The organism is Streptomyces hoynatensis (assembly GCF_003626535.1).
Taxonomy (GTDB): domain Bacteria; phylum Actinomycetota; class Actinomycetes; order Streptomycetales; family Streptomycetaceae; genus Streptomyces; species Streptomyces hoynatensis.
In genome coordinates, this window is record NZ_RBAL01000001.1 from 449,223 (window position 1) to 464,900 (window position 15,678).

General features: G+C 74.0%; 11 protein-coding genes. 10 read left to right on the plus strand and 1 reads right to left on the minus strand.

The window, feature by feature from the left end:
- The first annotated feature begins 3 nt into the window (after nt 1-3).
- The 4 genes from D7294_RS02015 (at nt 4) to D7294_RS02030 (ending at nt 5,382) form a co-directional block, all read left to right on the plus strand.
- The gene (locus D7294_RS02015; RefSeq protein ID WP_422070638.1) at nt 4-792 is read left to right on the plus strand and encodes an isoprenyl transferase; all 789 of its coding nucleotides are present in this window, start codon (nt 4-6) and stop codon (nt 790-792) included.
- A gap of 408 nt (nt 793-1,200) precedes the next feature.
- Nucleotides 1,201-2,535, plus strand: a complete 1,335-nt coding sequence (locus tag D7294_RS02020; RefSeq protein ID WP_120674714.1) for a PhoH family protein — start codon at nt 1,201-1,203, stop codon at nt 2,533-2,535.
- 431 nt (nt 2,536-2,966) lie between these two features.
- Nucleotides 2,967-3,668 (plus strand): aggregation-promoting factor C-terminal-like domain-containing protein, encoded by a 702-nt coding sequence (locus D7294_RS02025; RefSeq protein ID WP_120674715.1) that lies wholly within the window; start codon nt 2,967-2,969, stop codon nt 3,666-3,668.
- A 172-nt stretch (nt 3,669-3,840) separates the two neighbouring features.
- Nucleotides 3,841-5,382, plus strand: a complete 1,542-nt coding sequence (locus D7294_RS02030) for an AI-2E family transporter (RefSeq protein ID WP_120674717.1) — start codon at nt 3,841-3,843, stop codon at nt 5,380-5,382.
- Between the two features lie 263 nt (nt 5,383-5,645).
- Here the strand turns inward: D7294_RS02030 and D7294_RS02035 are convergent, their stop codons facing one another.
- The gene (locus D7294_RS02035) at nt 5,646-7,463 is read right to left on the minus strand and encodes an alpha/beta hydrolase (RefSeq protein WP_174248244.1); all 1,818 of its coding nucleotides are present in this window, start codon (nt 7,461-7,463) and stop codon (nt 5,646-5,648) included.
- A 248-nt stretch (nt 7,464-7,711) separates the two neighbouring features.
- On the opposite strand from D7294_RS02035, the gene D7294_RS02040 reads away from it, so the two are divergent.
- The 6 genes from D7294_RS02040 to D7294_RS02065 all read left to right on the plus strand — a co-directional run bounded on the left by D7294_RS02040 (nt 7,712) and on the right by D7294_RS02065 (nt 15,666).
- On the plus strand, nt 7,712-8,236 hold the full coding sequence (locus D7294_RS02040; protein ID WP_120674719.1) for a PadR family transcriptional regulator: 525 nt from the start codon (nt 7,712-7,714) through the stop codon (nt 8,234-8,236).
- Nucleotides 8,233-8,934, plus strand: coding sequence for an ABC transporter ATP-binding protein (locus D7294_RS02045; RefSeq protein WP_120674720.1), 702 nt, complete (start codon nt 8,233-8,235; stop codon nt 8,932-8,934). The genes D7294_RS02040 and D7294_RS02045 overlap by 4 nt, the downstream gene beginning before the upstream one ends.
- Nucleotides 8,931-11,261: an FtsX-like permease family protein gene (locus tag D7294_RS02050; protein WP_120674722.1), complete on the plus strand. Its 2,331-nt coding sequence runs from the start codon at nt 8,931-8,933 to the stop codon at nt 11,259-11,261. The genes D7294_RS02045 and D7294_RS02050 overlap by 4 nt, the downstream gene beginning before the upstream one ends.
- Nucleotides 11,262-11,432: 171 nt before the next feature.
- On the plus strand, nt 11,433-12,851 hold the full coding sequence (locus D7294_RS02055; RefSeq protein ID WP_120674725.1) for a class II fumarate hydratase: 1,419 nt from the start codon (nt 11,433-11,435) through the stop codon (nt 12,849-12,851).
- A 57-nt stretch (nt 12,852-12,908) separates the two neighbouring features.
- Complete coding sequence (gene fomD / locus D7294_RS02060) at nt 12,909-13,667, plus strand: cytidylyl-2-hydroxypropylphosphonate hydrolase (RefSeq protein WP_120674727.1); 759 nt, start codon at nt 12,909-12,911, stop codon at nt 13,665-13,667.
- 133 nt (nt 13,668-13,800) lie between these two features.
- Complete coding sequence (locus tag D7294_RS02065) at nt 13,801-15,666, plus strand: ATP-binding SpoIIE family protein phosphatase (RefSeq protein WP_241562037.1); 1,866 nt, start codon at nt 13,801-13,803, stop codon at nt 15,664-15,666.
- The last annotated feature ends 12 nt before the right edge of the window (nt 15,667-15,678 follow it).

A 15,678-nucleotide genomic window follows, 5' to 3' on the forward strand; every position in this document is an offset into this window, starting at 1 on the left:
GCGATGGGCGCGATCAAGAGCGCGATGAAGAACACGCTGCGCCGCCTGGCCGTGCGGCTGTACGCACGGCGGGTGGAGGGCAGGCTCGACACGGAGCGGGGACCCAAGCACATCGGGGTGATCCTCGACGGGAACCGCCGCTGGGCCAAGGCGGCCGGCAGCACCACGCGGCAGGGCCACGAGGCCGGGGCCGCGAAGATCAGGGAACTGCTCGGCTGGTGTGAGGAGACCGACGTCGAGGTCGTCACCCTGTGGCTGCTCTCCACGGACAACCTCAACCGCGCCCCCGAGGAGCTCACCCCGCTGCTGTCGATCGTGGAGGGCGCGGTCCGCGACCTCGCCGAGGACGGCCGCTGGCGCGTGAACCACGTCGGGGCCCTCGACGTGCTGCCCGAGCGGACCAGGCGGGTGCTGGCCGAGGCCGAGGAACTGGCCGGGAACCGCGAGGGAATACTGGTCAACGTCGCCGTCGGGTACGGCGGGCGGCAGGAGATCACCGACGCGGTCCGCTCGCTGCTCGCCAAGCGGGCCGCCGACGGGCAGACGCTGCAGGAGGTGGCCGACTCGCTGGGCGTGGAGGACATCTCCGAGCACCTCTACACCCGCGGCCAGCCCGACCCGGACCTGGTGATCCGCACCAGCGGCGAGCAGCGTCTCTCCGGCTTCATGCTGTGGCAGAGCGCCCATTCGGAGTACTACTTCTGCGAGGCGTACTGGCCGGCCTTCCGCAAGGTGGACTTCCTGCGGGCGCTGCGCGACTACGCGGCCAGGCACCGGCGCTACGGCATCTGAGGCGGCACCGGGCTCTCCGCTTCCCGTACGCGCCCGGCGCGCGCCCCCGGGCCCCCGGGCGCGGGCGGGTGGGAGCGAGGGCGCGGGCGGTGGGTGCACGGCGCGCCCCCCCGGCGCGCTGCCGGGGTGCGGCGGCGGGCGGCCCCGCGGGCCGGGCCCGCCCGCTCGGCGGTCGCCGGGCCGGTCCATTCTTCGCATGAGATGTGCAGCGAGCGGGCATATTCCCGGCGGACCGCGCCTCGCAGCGGTCCACCGGGAGGCCCGTTTGCGCACCACGACACCCCCCTCTTCCGCTGGGGACCTGGGCCGGTACCGGGCCCCGTGGATGCCGGGGCCGGGCCGGCCGGCAGACCCCCGGCGCCCAGGGCGCCGTGATTCCGCACCTCGTCCGAGGGGGTTCGTCCTCACGTGGCCAACAGCAAGAAGCGCTCCGACCGTCGCATGTACGTCCTCGACACCAGCGTCCTGCTCGCCGACCCGTCGGCGCTCACCCGCTTCGACGAGCACGAGGTGGTCCTCCCCGTCGTCGTGATCTCCGAGCTCGAAGCCAAGCGGCACCACCCCGAGCTCGGGTACTTCGCCAGGCAGGTGCTGCGGCGGCTGGACGAGTACCGGGTCAGGTTCGGGCGGCTGGACACCCCGCTCCCGATCGGGGACCTCGGCGGCACCCTGCGGGTGGAGCTGAACCACTCGGACCCGGCGGTGCTGCCCGCGGCGATGCTGGGCGAGCGGGGCCGTCTCGCCGACAACGACTCGCGCATCCTGGCCGTGGCGCGCAACCTCCAGGCGGAGGGGCACGACGTCACCGTCGTCTCCAAGGACCTGCCGCTGCGCATCAAGGCCTCCTCCGTGGGCCTGGCCGCCGAGGAGTACCGGGCCGAGCTCGCCATCACGGACGCCGACGGCTGGACCGGCATGGTGGACGTGCGGCTGAGCGCGGAGGCCGTGGACGAGCTGTTCGCCGCCGAGAGCGTCGCCGATCCCGCCGTCGCGGAGCTGCCGGTGCACACCGGCCTGGTGATCTCCTCCGAGCGCGGGCGGGCCCTGGGCCGGGTCACCCCTGAGGGCCGGATCAAGCTGGTGCGCGGCGACCGGGAGGCGTTCGGCATCCACGGGCGAAGCGCGGAACAGCGCATCGCCCTCGACCTGCTGCTCGACCCCGAGGTGGGCATCGTCTCGATGGGCGGCAGGGCGGGCACCGGCAAGTCCGCGCTCGCGTTGTGCGCCGGGCTTGAGGCGGTGCTCGAGCGCCGTCAGCACAGCAAGGTGATGGTGTTCCGGCCGCTGTACGCGGTGGGCGGGCAGGACCTCGGGTACCTGCCGGGCACCGAGGCCGAGAAGATGAACCCCTGGGCGCAGGCCGTCTTCGACACCCTGTCCGCGGTGACCACGAGGGAGGTCATCGAGGAGGTCGTGGCCCGCGGGATGCTCGAGGTGCTGCCGCTCACCCACATCAGGGGCAGGTCGCTGCACGACGCGTTCGTCATCGTGGACGAGGCGCAGTCGCTGGAGCGGAACGTGCTGCTGACGGTGCTGTCCCGCATCGGCCAGAACTCCCGGGTGGTGCTCACCCACGACGTCGCCCAGCGGGACAACCTGCGCGTGGGCCGGTACGACGGGGTGGTCGCCGTCGTCGAGCGGCTCAAGGGGCACCCGCTCTTCGCCCACGTGACGCTCACCCGCTCCGAGCGGTCGCCGATCGCCGCGCTGGTGACCGAAATGCTGGAGGAGGGGCGGATTTAGCGGGACCTGCCGCGCGAATCGGGTATCCCGGTGGGAAACCGGCGGCGATCGGCCTCGCCGGGATCTCGATTCGGTGACGAAACCGCAGGCAGGGCGTGGTGTGCGCGGGTCGCAAGCGGTGTGCGCCCCCAAACGGGGTGTGAGCTTTCCCACATGGGACTGAATTGCCTCGGGGCATCCGGGTCCGGCAGTGTGTGCGTCTGTCAGGCCCCGCATACGGCAACCGATGCCCCCAAGGGCATTGCAAGGACTGCGTTTTACAACTGAACAGCCGCTCGCCGTATGCCGCCCGAAGTCCACGCGGGCCCCGCGCCAGCCGTGGGGCCGCTACCGGGCCAGCGCCTCCTGCGACCGAACCAGGGGAGGCCCGTGTCAGGGGCACGATTGCGCCCGCGGGGTCTGCCACGCGGGCGATGTCGGAAGGAAACCGTGTGACCGGGATTTCGGTCCGGGGACTCGCAGTGGCGTCCGCCACCGCGGTGACCACCGTCGGCGCTGCCGTCGGCGTCGCCTCGGGGGAAGATCAGGGCGCGTCGGGCGACATCGAGGTCGTCTCCGCAGACTCCACGCTGCTCGCTGAGATACCCGCAGGCACGAATGCCCAGCTGCACACCGCGTCGCTGACCCAGCAGGCGGAGTCGCAGTCGAGCGCGGCCACCGCGGACGCGCTGCGCGCCGCGCAGGAGGCCGCGCGACTGCAGGCCGCGGAGGACGCCCACGAGCGGCGCGCCGCGGAGATCCAGGCCGAGGAGCAGGCCGAGGAACAGGCCCGCCAGGACGCCCTGGAGGCGCAGAACGCCTCCGCGAGCGCCTCGACCGACTTCGCGGTCCAGGCCTCGTACACCAAGGCCGAGGTGCAGGCGATGGCCCGGCAGATCGTCGGCGCCGACCAGTTCCAGTGCTTCTCCAACATCGTGGACCACGAGAGCGGCTGGGACTACACCGCCTCGAACCCGTCCTCGGGGGCCTACGGCCTGGTGCAGGCGCTGCCCGGCTCGAAGATGGCCTCGGCCGGCGCCGACTGGCAGACGAACCCGGCGACCCAGATCCGCTGGGGCCTGAACTACATGGACAGCCGTTACGGAAGCCCCTGCGGAGCCTGGGACTTCTGGCAGGCGAACGGCTGGTACTGAGCGGTTTCGGCGAGCGGGCCGGCCGATGGCCGCCCCGTGAACCGCAGCGGCCCCCGCGCCACGCATGGCGCGGGGGCCTCGCCGTTTCCCCCCCCAGGGAGTCCCCGTCGTGCGGCCGGGCGAGGTAACGTCGACCGCACCGCGGTGACCACAGGGGGCGGAGGGAAACGGGATGTCGAGATGGGGCCGGATCGGGTCCGGCGTGTCGCGGCTGAGGTCGCGGGTGTCGGGCCTCAGAGGCGCGGCTGAGCGGGAACAGGAGCGCCGCGAGCGCGAGGCCGGGGAACGCGGGGAGGCCGAGGTCGCGGCGGCCGCGCCGCGCCGCGCGCCCGAGGCCGAGTCGGGGGTGCCGCGCCAGGGGCAGCCCGAGCGCTCGCGCCGGGAGGAGCCCGCGCCTGCCGCCGCGGCGCAGTCCGGCGGGCGGGCCGAGGAGCCCGCGGCGCGTCCCGCGGCCGAGCACGCCGTGCCGGCGGCCGCGGCCGGCCGTTCGGGAGGCGGGCGCCCGCCCTCGCCGGGTTCCTCGCCCGGCGTCTCGGGGCCGCAGCGGCCCGAGCCGGCGGAGGCGATCCCGTGGGGTGTCCGGGTGGCCGCCGAGGCGGGCTGGCGGGTGCTCGTGGTCGCCGGGGTCATCTGGGTCCTGATGCAGGTGATCAGCGCGGTCAGCCTGCTGGTCATCTCCTTCGCGGCGGGGCTGCTGATCACCGCGCTGCTGCAGCCCTTCGTCGGCTGGCTGAAGCGGATGGGGCTCAGCCGTGGCGCGGCCACCGCGCTGACGGCGTTCGGCGGCTTTGCTGTCATGGGCCTGATCGGCTGGTTCGTGGTCTGGCAGGTCATCGAGAACACCGACCAGCTCGTCGACCAGGTCCAGCAGGGCGTCGACAAGCTGCGGGACTGGATTCTCGACCTGCCCTTCGACATCACCGAGAAGAACCTCGACGAGTGGGTCGACAACATCAACACGTGGATCGGCGACAACAGCGACACGCTGACCTCCGCCGGGCTCGAGGGCGTGAACTACGCCATGGAGTTCTTCACCGGCGCGGGCATCACGCTGTTCGTGGTGCTGTTCCTGCTGTACGACGGCGCCGGCGTGTGGCAGTGGTTCCTGCGGCTGGTGCCGCGGGCGGCGCGCGAGGGCGTGGCGGGCGCGGGCCCGCGGGCGTGGATCACGCTGACCGGCTACGTGCGCGGCACGGTGATCGTGGCGCTGATCGACGCGATCGGCATCGGCATCGGGCTGCTGGTCATCGACGTGCCGATGGCGGTGCCGCTGGCCGTGATCGTCTTCGTGTCCTCCTTCGTGCCGCTGGTGGGCGCGATCGTGTCCGGGGCGCTCGCGGTCGTGGTCGCGCTGGTCACCAACGGCGTGGTGCCCGCCCTGCTGGTACTGGGCGTGGTGCTGCTGGTGCAGCAGATCGAGGGCCACATCCTGCAGCCGTTCATCCTGGGCCGGATGGTGCGGGTGCACCCGCTGGCCGTGGTGCTCGGCGTGGCGGCGGGTTCGATGCTGGCCGGCATCCCCGGGGCGATCGTGGCGGTGCCGCTGATCGCGGTGACCAACACCGTGGTGAGCTACCTGCGCGCGTACCAGGAGGAGGCGGACCACCGCGCCGGTCGCGACGTGCAGGGCGGCGCGACCGTCGCGGAGCTGACGCCCACCGAGCCGCCGGGCAGCACGGAGCCCCCGCTCACGCCGGGCGCGACCGACCGCTGAGGCGCCGGGGCCCGCTCCCTTCCGCAGGGAGCGGGCCCTTCTCGTGCGCCCGGTGCGTGCGCCCTTCCCGGGCGCGGGGCCGCTTGCCTTCGCGCCGGGGGGATGGGCCTGGCGCGGGGGATGCCTCCCGCGCGCCGGGAGCGGGCCGCGCGCGCCGGTGGGACCGCCGTGGGGCGCGCCGCCCCGGGCGGGCGGCCGGCGTCCCGGGGCGGCCGTCGGCTGCGCCCCGGCGGGCCGGACCGTGGCCGGGCGGCCGGGGCCGGTCAGCCGGCCCAGCCGTGCTGCGGCGGGTGGCGGATTTCGAGCAGCCAGCTCAGCCGCTCGGTGTCCTCGTCGCTCCAGTCGGCGGGCGGGGCGATGGCGGCCCAGGCCGCGACCGGGTTCGCGCCGTAGCGGTGCCCGTGCGGGGCGGTGACGCCGTAGGAGACGGCCATGTCGACGGTGGTCTGCCAGAAGCTGACGAAGGGGAACCAGTCGACGGCCGAGGTGACGTCGGGGCCCAGCGGCTCGTTCAGCCACTCGGGCCGCTGGAACAGCAGGTCGGGCGACCACCACACCACGGGGTCCGAGGCGTTCTGCAGGTAGACCACGCGGGGCTCAAGCCAGGGGGCGCCCTCGGGCAGGCGCAGGTCCCGGTCGGGGAACTGGGCGAACCGCACGTGCTCCCCGTCCTCGTACACCGGCCGCCAGATCGGGCTGTCCGGGTCGCGCCGCTCGGTCAGCTCGCTGTGGATGGGGCTGAAGTCGGGCGGCCCGATCAGCAGGGCGCCGTCGGTGCGCGCCAGCATGTCGTCCAGGTCGTCGAACGCCGACTCCACCGCGGAGACCGACAGGCTCTCGCCCAGTACGAGCAGCTTGGGCCGGTGGCCGGCCGGCTCCTGCTGCCAGCGCGCGTACACCGCGTCGAACAGGGCCTTGGTGGCCTCGCCCGCCTCGTCCCTGTCCACCATGAAGGAGGCCCAGCTCGGCAGGTAGGAGTACTGCATGGTGACGACGGCCGTGTCCCCGCCGTGCATGTACTCCAGCGCCTCCACGGGGGTGGGGTCGACCCAGCCGGTGCCCGTGGTGCCGGTCACGGCGAGGACCGCGCGGTCGAAGGCGCCGGTGCGCTCCAGCTCGCGGACGGCCAGTTCGGCGCCGTCCGCGAAGTCGTCGTAGGCCGCGCGGCCCACGTAGGCCCGTATCGGGTCCAGGGCGGGCCGGCCGGTGAAGTCGGATATCTCCTCGCCGGAGAGCGCGGTGCCGGTGAAGGTGCGGCCCTTGTTGCCCAGGTCGTCCCAGGCGATCAGCGAGTCGGGGCTGCCGGAGAGCAGCGGGGAGTAGGGCCTGACCACGCCGGGGTCGGTGCTGTGGTCCTTGGCGGCGGCGATCCGGTCGGCTATCTCCAGCACCCCGCGGTCCCACACCACGTCCCTGGTGCCGATGACCACGAAGGTGGTGCTGAGCACGAGGCCGAGCGCGACCGCGACCGGCCAGGGCACGAAGCGGTTGAGCAGCCGGGTCAGGGTCCTGGTGCCCAGGCGGATGGCGCGGGCCACCAGCAGCAGCAGCGCGAGCACCGCCAGGGAGATCAGCGCGATCATCAGCGAGTGCCAGGTGAGGGTCGGCGGCAGCTCCTGGAGGCGGCGCAGCTCGCGCTGCATGTCGGCGCTGCGGCCGAGCATGAAGGCCACGGCGAACGGCAGGGCCACCAGGTAGGCCAGCCAGCAGCGGGCCCGCGCCCGCTCGCTCGGCTGCCAGGGCGACAGCAGCCGGTACAGCCAGCTGAGCAGCGCGCCGATGCCGTAGCCGATGGCGGCGGTGATCCCGCCCACCGCGCCCTGGTAGTACCAGGGGCGGGGGACCAGCGAGGGGGTCAGCGAGAGCCAGAAGAAGAAGGTGGCCACGAGGGAGGCGGTCAGGTCGGGCCAGCGCCTGATCAGCCACTCGGAGTCGGGGCGTTCCCAGTACGGCTTGCGGGCGAGCGCCACGGCCCGCCGTCCGGCCCTCCGGCCCGCCGACCTGAGCCGTCCCCCGGGGGCGTCCCCGGCCGGGCTCTCGCCGGTGGGCGATGCGGTGGTGTCCCGGTCGGTGTCGTCCACGAAGACTCCCGTCCACCTCAGCCCTTGGCTTGCGCGCGCCGTATTCACTTCCGGTGTGCTCCCACGCTAAATGATCAGACGCGGGGGCGGTATGCCGCGTTGCCTGTCCGCCGCCTATCCGTGCCGTGGAGGTGATCCGGCGGCCTGCCCCGCGGGGCGCGCCCTCCACCGTACAAGAACGCGCAGCTCAGCGGCCTATGCACGCCGACTATGCACGCGGTGTATACGCGGCGTGTATAGTCCTCGCCATGTCCATCAGCCACACGCTCCTCGGCCTTCTCCAGGCGGGACCGAGACACGGGTACGACCTCAAACGCGCCTTCGACGCACACTTCGGCCAGGACCGCCCGCTGCACTACGGCCAGGTCTACTCGACGATGTCGAGGCTGCTGAAGAACGGCCTGGTCGAGGTCGAGGGCAGAGAGCCGGGGGGCGGCCCCGAGCGCAAGCGGTACGCCATCACCGACGCCGGGGTCACGGACCTGGACGACTGGCTCGGCCGGCCGGAGAAGCCCGAGCCCTACCTGCAGAGCGTCCTGTACGCCAAGGTCGTCATCTCGCTGCTCACCGGCCGCGACGCCAGCGCCCTCCTCGACACCCAGCGGGCCGAGCACCTGCGGCTGATGCGCGAGCTGACCCGCCGCAAGATCGGCGGCGACCTCGCCGACCAGCTCGTCTGCGACCACGCCCTCTTCCACCTCGAGGCAGACCTGCGCTGGCTCGAACTCACCACCGCCCGCCTGGACCGGCTCGCATCGGAGATCCACACATGAACGAGGAACCCGGCGCGGACGCGCCCGCCCTGCTCGCCGCCACGGAACTGCACAAGAGCTACGGCGCCACGCCCGCCCTGGCCGGCGCCGACTTCGCCATCCGGGCCGGCGAGGTGGTCGCGGTCATGGGCCCCTCGGGCTCGGGCAAGTCGACCCTGCTGCACTGCCTGGCCGGCATCGTCCCGCCCGACTCGGGCTCCGTCCGCTACCAGGGCCGCGAGCTGTCCTCGCTCCCGGACGCGGAGCGCAGCGCCCTGCGGCGGGCCGACTTCGGCTTCGTCTTCCAGTTCGGGCAGCTGGTGCCCGAGCTGACCTGCGTGGAGAACGTCGCCCTGCCGCTGCGGCTGACCGGCATCGCGCGCCGCGCCGCCGAGGCCAGGGCCGCCGAGTGGCTGGAACGCCTCGAGGTGGCCGACGTGCGCCACCACCGCCCCGGGCAGATCTCCGGCGGGCAGGGGCAGCGCGTCGCCGTCGCCCGCGCCCTGGTCAACAACCCGCGGGTGCTGTTCGCCGACGAGCCCACCGGGGCGCTTGACTCCCTCAACGGCGAACGCGTCATGCAACTGCTGGTCGCCGCCGCCCGCGACACCGGGGCCGCGGTCGTGCTCGTCACCCACGAGTCCCGCGTCGCCGCGTACTCCGACCGGGAGGTCGTCGTCCGCGACGGGCGGGCCAGGGACATGGCGGGGGTCGCATGAGCGCGCTCGGCGCCTGGCGGCGCGAGCTGGCGATGGGCGTCCGCTTCGCCTGCGCGGGCCGCGCGGGCTGGACCCGCACCGCCCTGACCGCCCTCGGCGTCGGCCTCGGCGTCGTCGTGCTGCTGCTGGCCGCCTCCGTGCCGCACCTGCTGGCGGCCAGGGACACACGGGAAGCCGCGCGCGCCGTCATGATGAGCGAGGACGGGCAGGTGCGGATCGGCTTCGCCCCGACCGAGTACCACGGCAGGCCGATCGGGGGCCTGCTGCTGCAGCCCGAGGCCGGTGCGGACACCGCCGTGCCCCCGCCGGCCGGCCTGGACTCCTACCCCGGCCCGGGCGAGATGGTCGTCTCCCCGGCGCTCGGCAGGCTGCTCGACTCGCCCGAAGGCGCCCTCCTGGCCGAGCGGCTGGACGCGGAGCAGGTCGGCACCATCGGCGAGGAGGGACTGGTCGGCTCGGGGGAGCTCTACTACTACGCCGGGACGGACCGGCTGGGCGAGGATGCCAATCGGGCCGTCGGCTTCGGCACCGACCCCTGGGGCGGCGACGCGATGGACGCGGCCCTCGTCCTCCTCGTGCTGGTCGTGTGCGTGGTGCTGCTGATGCCCGTGGCGGTGTTCATCGCCACCGCCGTCAGGCTGGGCGGAGAGCGGCGCGACCGCCGCCTGGCCGCGCTGCGCCTGGTCGGCGCCGACGTCAGGATGACCAGGCGGGTCGCGGCGGGCGAGGCCCTGGCCGGGGCGCTGCTGGGGCTGCTGGTCGGCGGCGCGGGCTTCCTCGCGCTGCGGCAGTACCTCGGCAGGATCACCGTCTGGGGCGCGAGCACCTTCCCCTCCGACATCGTCCCGAGCGCGCCGCTCGCCGTGCTCGTCCTGCTCGCGGTGCCGGTATCCGCGGTGTGCGTGACGCTGTTCGCGCTGCGCGGCGTCGCGATCGAGCCGCTGGGCGTGGTCCGCCAGGCGCGGATCAGGCGGCGGCGCCTGGCCTGGCGCCTCACCCCCATCCTGACCGGGCTCGTGCTGCTGCTGCCCCTCGCCCGCTCCTTCCGCGACGCGGACGACGGCACGCTCATCCTCGCCGGCATCGGCATCGTCCTGCTGCTCGCCGGGACCACCGTCGTCCTGCCCTGGCTGGTCGAGCGGGTGGTCGGGGCGATGCGCGGCGGGCCGGTGTCCTGGCAGCTGGCCACCAGGCGGCTCCAGCTCAGCAGCGGGCCGGCGGCCCGCGCGGTCAGCGGCATCACCGTCGCGGTCGCCGGCGCCACCGCCCTGTACATGCTGTTCGCCGGGGTGAACAGCCAGGAGACCGAGGAGACCGGGCAGGACCCGGACCGGGCCCAGGTCGAGGTCGACGCCTACGAGCTGGACGGCACGGAGGCCCAGGGCCTGTTCGGGAAGATCGACGCCCAGCAGGGCGTCGCCGCCACCTTCGGCCTCGTCTCCGGCTACGCGGCCCCCGTCGGGGCCGACCCCGGCGCCGCGGACCTGGCGGAGTCGAGCGCCGTGGTCGTCGTCGCGGACTGCGCGACGCTGCGCGAGCTGGCCCGCGTCGGCACGTGCGCCGACGGCGACGTGTTCCTCTCCCGGTCGGCCGCCGGCGGCGAGGTGACCCCGCAGCCGGGCGACCGGCTGAACCTGGCCCTGGACTACACGGGCGTCCCCAGGCCCGGGGCCGAGGACCTGTGGACGGTGCCGGCCGCGGCCCGCGAGGTGACCGCACGGCCCGACCCCTCGGGCATGGAGTACGGGGGCGTCCTCGCCACCCCCGCCGCCCTCGACCCCGCCCGCCTCCCCGAGCCCAGCACGCGGGCGTTGCTCCGCCTCGACCCCGGCGACCCCGACGCCCTCGAACGGGTCCGCAACGCCGTCTGGGACGGGCCGGCGGAGGGCACCGACGCCTCCGTGTGGGAGCTGACCACGGAGCAGGCCTCCGACGACATCCGGAAGGTCAGGCGCGGCCTGCTGATCGGCGCCACCGGCGTGATGCTGCTGATCGGGGCCAGCATGATCGTCACCACGCTGGAGCAACTGCGGGAGCGCAGGCGGCTGTTGTCGGTGCTGGTGGCCTTCGGCACCCGCCGCGCCACCCTGGGCGTCTCCGTGCTCTGGCAGACGGCCGTGCCCGTCGTCCTCGGGCTCGCCGTCGCCGCCGCGGTGGGCACCGGCCTGGGCGCCCTGCTGATGGCCATGGTGGACTTGCCGGTGGGCAACTGGCTGGCCTGCTGGCCCGTGGTGGCCGTGGGCGGGGGGCTGATCGCCCTGGTCACCCTCGTCAGCCTGCCCCCGCTGTGGTACCTGATGCGGCCGGACGGGCTGCGCACCGAGTGAGGCCGGGCCCCGCGCGCGGGCTCCCCGCCCCGGCCGGGGCGGGGAGCCCGCCGCCCGGGCCCCGGCCCCGGCCCGGCCCGGGCCGCCGGGCCGCGCAGGGCCGCTCCCGCCCGGCCGGAATGCCGCTCACCGCCCGGGGGAGGGCCGCAACGCTGGGATAGATTCGACCCCATGAGTGGTACGAACGAGGCAGCCAACGAAGACGCCAGGGCCTACCGCGTCGAGCACGACTCGATGGGCGAGGTGCGGGTTCCCGCGAAGGCGAAGTGGCGGGCGCAGACCCAGCGCGCCGTGGAGAACTTCCCGATCTCCGGCCGGGGCCTGGAACGGGCGCACATCGCCGCCCTCGCCAGGATCAAGGCCGCGGCGGCCACGGTCAACGCCGAGCTCGGCGTCATCGACAAGGACATGGCGGAGGCCATCGCGCAGGCCGCCGAGGAGGTGGCGGAGGGACGCTGGGACGCGGAGTTCCCCATCGACGTCTTCCAGACCGGCTCGGGCACCTCATCGAACATGAACACCAACGAGGTCCTCGCCACCCTGGCGAGCGAGCGCCTCGGCCGCCCGGTGCACCCCAACGACCACGTCAACGCGAGCCAGTCCTCCAACGACGTCTTCCCCTCCTCCATCCACATCGCCGCCACCGGCGCCGTCACCGGGGAGCTGATCCCGGCGCTCACGCACCTGGCCGGCGCACTGGAGCGCAAGGGCGCGGAGTTCGCCGACGTGGTGAAGTCCGGGCGCACGCACCTGATGGACGCCACCCCGGTCACCCTCGGCCAGGAGTTCAACGGCTACGCGGCGCAGATCCGTTACGGCGTGGAGCGCCTCACCGCCTCGCTGCCGCGGCTGGCCGAGCTGCCGCTCGGCGGCACCGCCGTCGGCACCGGGATCAACACCCCGCCCGGCTTCTCGGCGGCCGTCATCGCCGAGGTGGCCCGCGTCACCGGCCTGCCGCTGACCGAGGCCCGCGACCACTTCGAGGCCCAGGGCGCCCGCGACGGCCTGGTGGAGACCTCGGGGCAGCTGCGGACCATCGCCGTCTCGCTCACCAAGATCTGCAACGACCTGCGCTGGATGTCCTCCGGGCCGCGCACCGGGCTGGCCGAGATCGCCCTGCCCGACCTCCAGCCCGGCTCCTCGATCATGCCGGGCAAGGTCAACCCGGTGATCCCCGAGGCCGTCCTGATGGTCGCCGCCCAGGTCGTCGGCAACGACGCGACGGTCGCCACCGCCGGGGCCGCGGGCAACTTCGAGCTGAACGTCATGCTCCCGGTGATCGCCAAGAACCTGCTGGAGTCCATCCGGCTGCTCGCCAACGTCTCGCGCCTGCTCGCCGACCGCACCGTGGACGGCATCACCGCGAACGTGGAACGCGCCCGCGAGTACGCCGAGTCCTCCCCCTCCGTCGTCACCCCGCTCAACCGCTACCTCGGCTACGAGGAGGCCGCGAAGATCGCCAAGCGGGCGCTCGCGGAGCGGAAGACGATCCGCGAGGCGGTGCTCGACGGCGGGTACGTCGACCGGGGCGAACTGACCCTGGAGCAGCTGGACGAGGCCCTGGACGTGCTGCGCATGACCCATCCTTGACCGGGGACTGGCCCGGATGCGCCCCGCCGCCCGCGGCGTCCCCCATACCATGTGTAGATGACAACGGGCACGGATCGGACCGGCGGCGCGCATCCCTGGCAGCCGGGTGACCAGGTTTTATGGCGCTACCGGGCCAATCGGCCCGCTCGGCCGGGCGGCCCCGGGGGCCGGGCCTCCACCGGCCCCGAGTTCCACATCTGCCGCCCGGTCACCGTCGTCGCCGACACCGAGGAGCTGCTCGCCGTCTGGCTCGCTCCCGGCACCGAGTGCGTGAAGCCCGCGTTCGCCGACGGCAGCGCCGTCCACGCCGAGCCGCTCGCCACCCGCTACACCAGGCCGCGGGTCGCCGTCCGCACCAGGTGGTTCGGCGCCGGCGTGCTCAAGCTGGCCCGCCCCGGCGCGCCGTGGTCGGTGTGGCTTTTCTGGGATCGGGGCTGGCGCTTCAAGAACTGGTACGTCAATCTTGAAGAGCCCCGGAGCCGGTGGGCGGGCGGGGTCGATTCCGAGGATCACTTTCTCGACATCGCGGTCTATCCGGACCGCAGCTGGGAGTGGCTGGACGAGGACGAGTTCGCCCAAGCACAGCGATCCGGCCTGCTGGACGAGGGGCAGGCGCGGCGGATTCGCGAGGCCGGGCGGGAGGCGGCCGGGCTGGTCCGCGCGTGGGGCCCGCCCTTCTCGGAGAACTGGGCCTCCTGGCGGCCGGACCCGCGCTGGCGGACCCCGCAGCTGCCGGAGGACTGGGACCGGGCGGCAGCCGCTCCGGCCCACCACAGGGAGGCATTTCGCGTGTCCGATCAGCCGAGAGCCTCTTGATACGCCGGGGGGCGTCAAACGTAGGATCGCCAGCAGCCCCACAACCGCACACTGCAAAGCCCCCGCACATCCGTTCAACAAGCCCCGCATACGTGCCAGTTCCCCGCAGTTCCCGCCTGGATGGACACCCCTCGTGACGGACCCGACCCCACCACAGCCCGTGGCTCGTACGGCGGACGTGCCCTCGTTCGCCGAGGGTCAGGCGCTGCCGCACGCCCGTTCCGCGCCGAGCGCCCCCGAGCACCCGCCCGTGCGCCCGGACGCGGGCGAGGGCCTGGGCGGCGGCATGCGGGAGACCGACCGGCTGCGGTTCGTGGGCTCGGCCACCCGCAGGATCGCCAGGGGCCTCGACCTGGACGAGATCGTGCTCGGCCTGTGCCGGGCCTCGGTGCCCACCTTCTCCGACGCGATCCTCGTCTATCTCAGGCACCCGCTGCCGATCGGCGACGAGCAGCCGGTCAACCCCTGGGTGCTGAAGCTGCGCCGCACCGACCGCATCCCCGAGGAACTCGCCTTCGGCAACGCCAGGGGAGCCGTCGACCACTCGGGGCCCGTGCTCCCGCTGCTCGCCAGCGCCGTCCCCCTGGTCGAGGTGCGGGGCAACGGGCCGCTGGCCGAGGTGCTGCGCGGGGTGCGGCCGATATTCGCCGAGTCCCAGGTGTCCAAGGCCGCCCTGCGCGAGCTGACCAGCGCCGCCGCCCTGCCCGAGGGCAGGCGCGCCATCCTCGCCCCGCTGCGCGGGCGGCGGCGGGTGATCGGCGCGGCCGTCTTCCTGCGCCGCCCGGACCGGGCCTCCTTCGACCAGGAGGACCTCCAGGTCGCCGCCCAGCTGGCCACGCACTCGGCGCTCGGGGTGGACAAGGCGGTGCTGTACGGCCGCGAGGCCTCCATCGCCGACGAGCTCCAGCGCACCATGCTCCCCGACGACCTGCCGCAGCCCACGGGCGTGCGGCTGGCCAGCCGCTACCTCCCGGCGGCCCAGTCGGCGCGCGTCGGCGGCGACTGGTACGACGCGATCCCGCTGCCGGGCAGCCGGGTGGCGCTCGTGGTGGGCGACGTGATGGGCCACTCCACCACCTCGGCGGCGATCATGGGCCAGCTGCGGACGACGGTGCAGACCCTGGCCGGACTCGACCTGCCGCCGCAGGAGGTGCTGCACCACCTCGACGAGCAGGCGCAGCGGCTGGGCACCGACCGGATGGCGACCTGCGTGTACGCGGTCTACGACCCGGTGGCGCACCGGATCACGGCGGCCAACGCGGGTCACCCGCCGCCGGTCCTGCTGCACTCGGACGGCTCCACGGAGCTGGTCGACCTGCCGCCGAACGCGCCGATCGGCGTGGGCGGGGTCGACTTCGAGACGGTGGAGCTGGACGCGCCGGCCGGGGCCACCCTCGTGCTGTACACGGACGGGCTGGTCGAGTCCCGCAGCCGGGACGTGTGGACGGGCGTGGAGCACCTGCGCGAGAAGCTGGCCACCATCTCGCAGCTGACGCGGCCGGACGCCGCGCTGCCGCTTGAGCCGATGTGTGACGAGATCCTCGACATCGTCGGCCCGGGCGACCGCGACGACGACATCGCGCTGCTCGCGGCCAGGTTCGAGGGGATCGCGCCCGAGGCGGTGGCGTTCCGGCGCCTCGACCCGCGGGCGGAGTCGGTCCGCGAGGCGCGGCGCATGGTCCGCGAGAGCCTGGAGCGCTGGGAGCTCGAAGAGATCGAGGACGCGGTCGAGTTGCTGATCAGCGAGGTGGTGACCAACGCCGTCAGGTACGCGGAACGGCCGGTCACCGTCCGGCTGTTGCGCACCGACGTGCTGCGCTGCGAGGTCGGCGACGACGTGCCGCAGCTGCCGCGGCTGCGGCAGGCGGGCCCGGCCGACGAGGGCGGTCGCGGGCTCTACCTGGTGCAGCGGCTGGCCAGGCAGTGGGGCGCCACCCGGCTGAGCACCGGCAAGCTCGTCTGGTTCGAGGTGGCCCCGGGGCTGCCGGAGAAGGCGTAGCGCCTGCCGGGG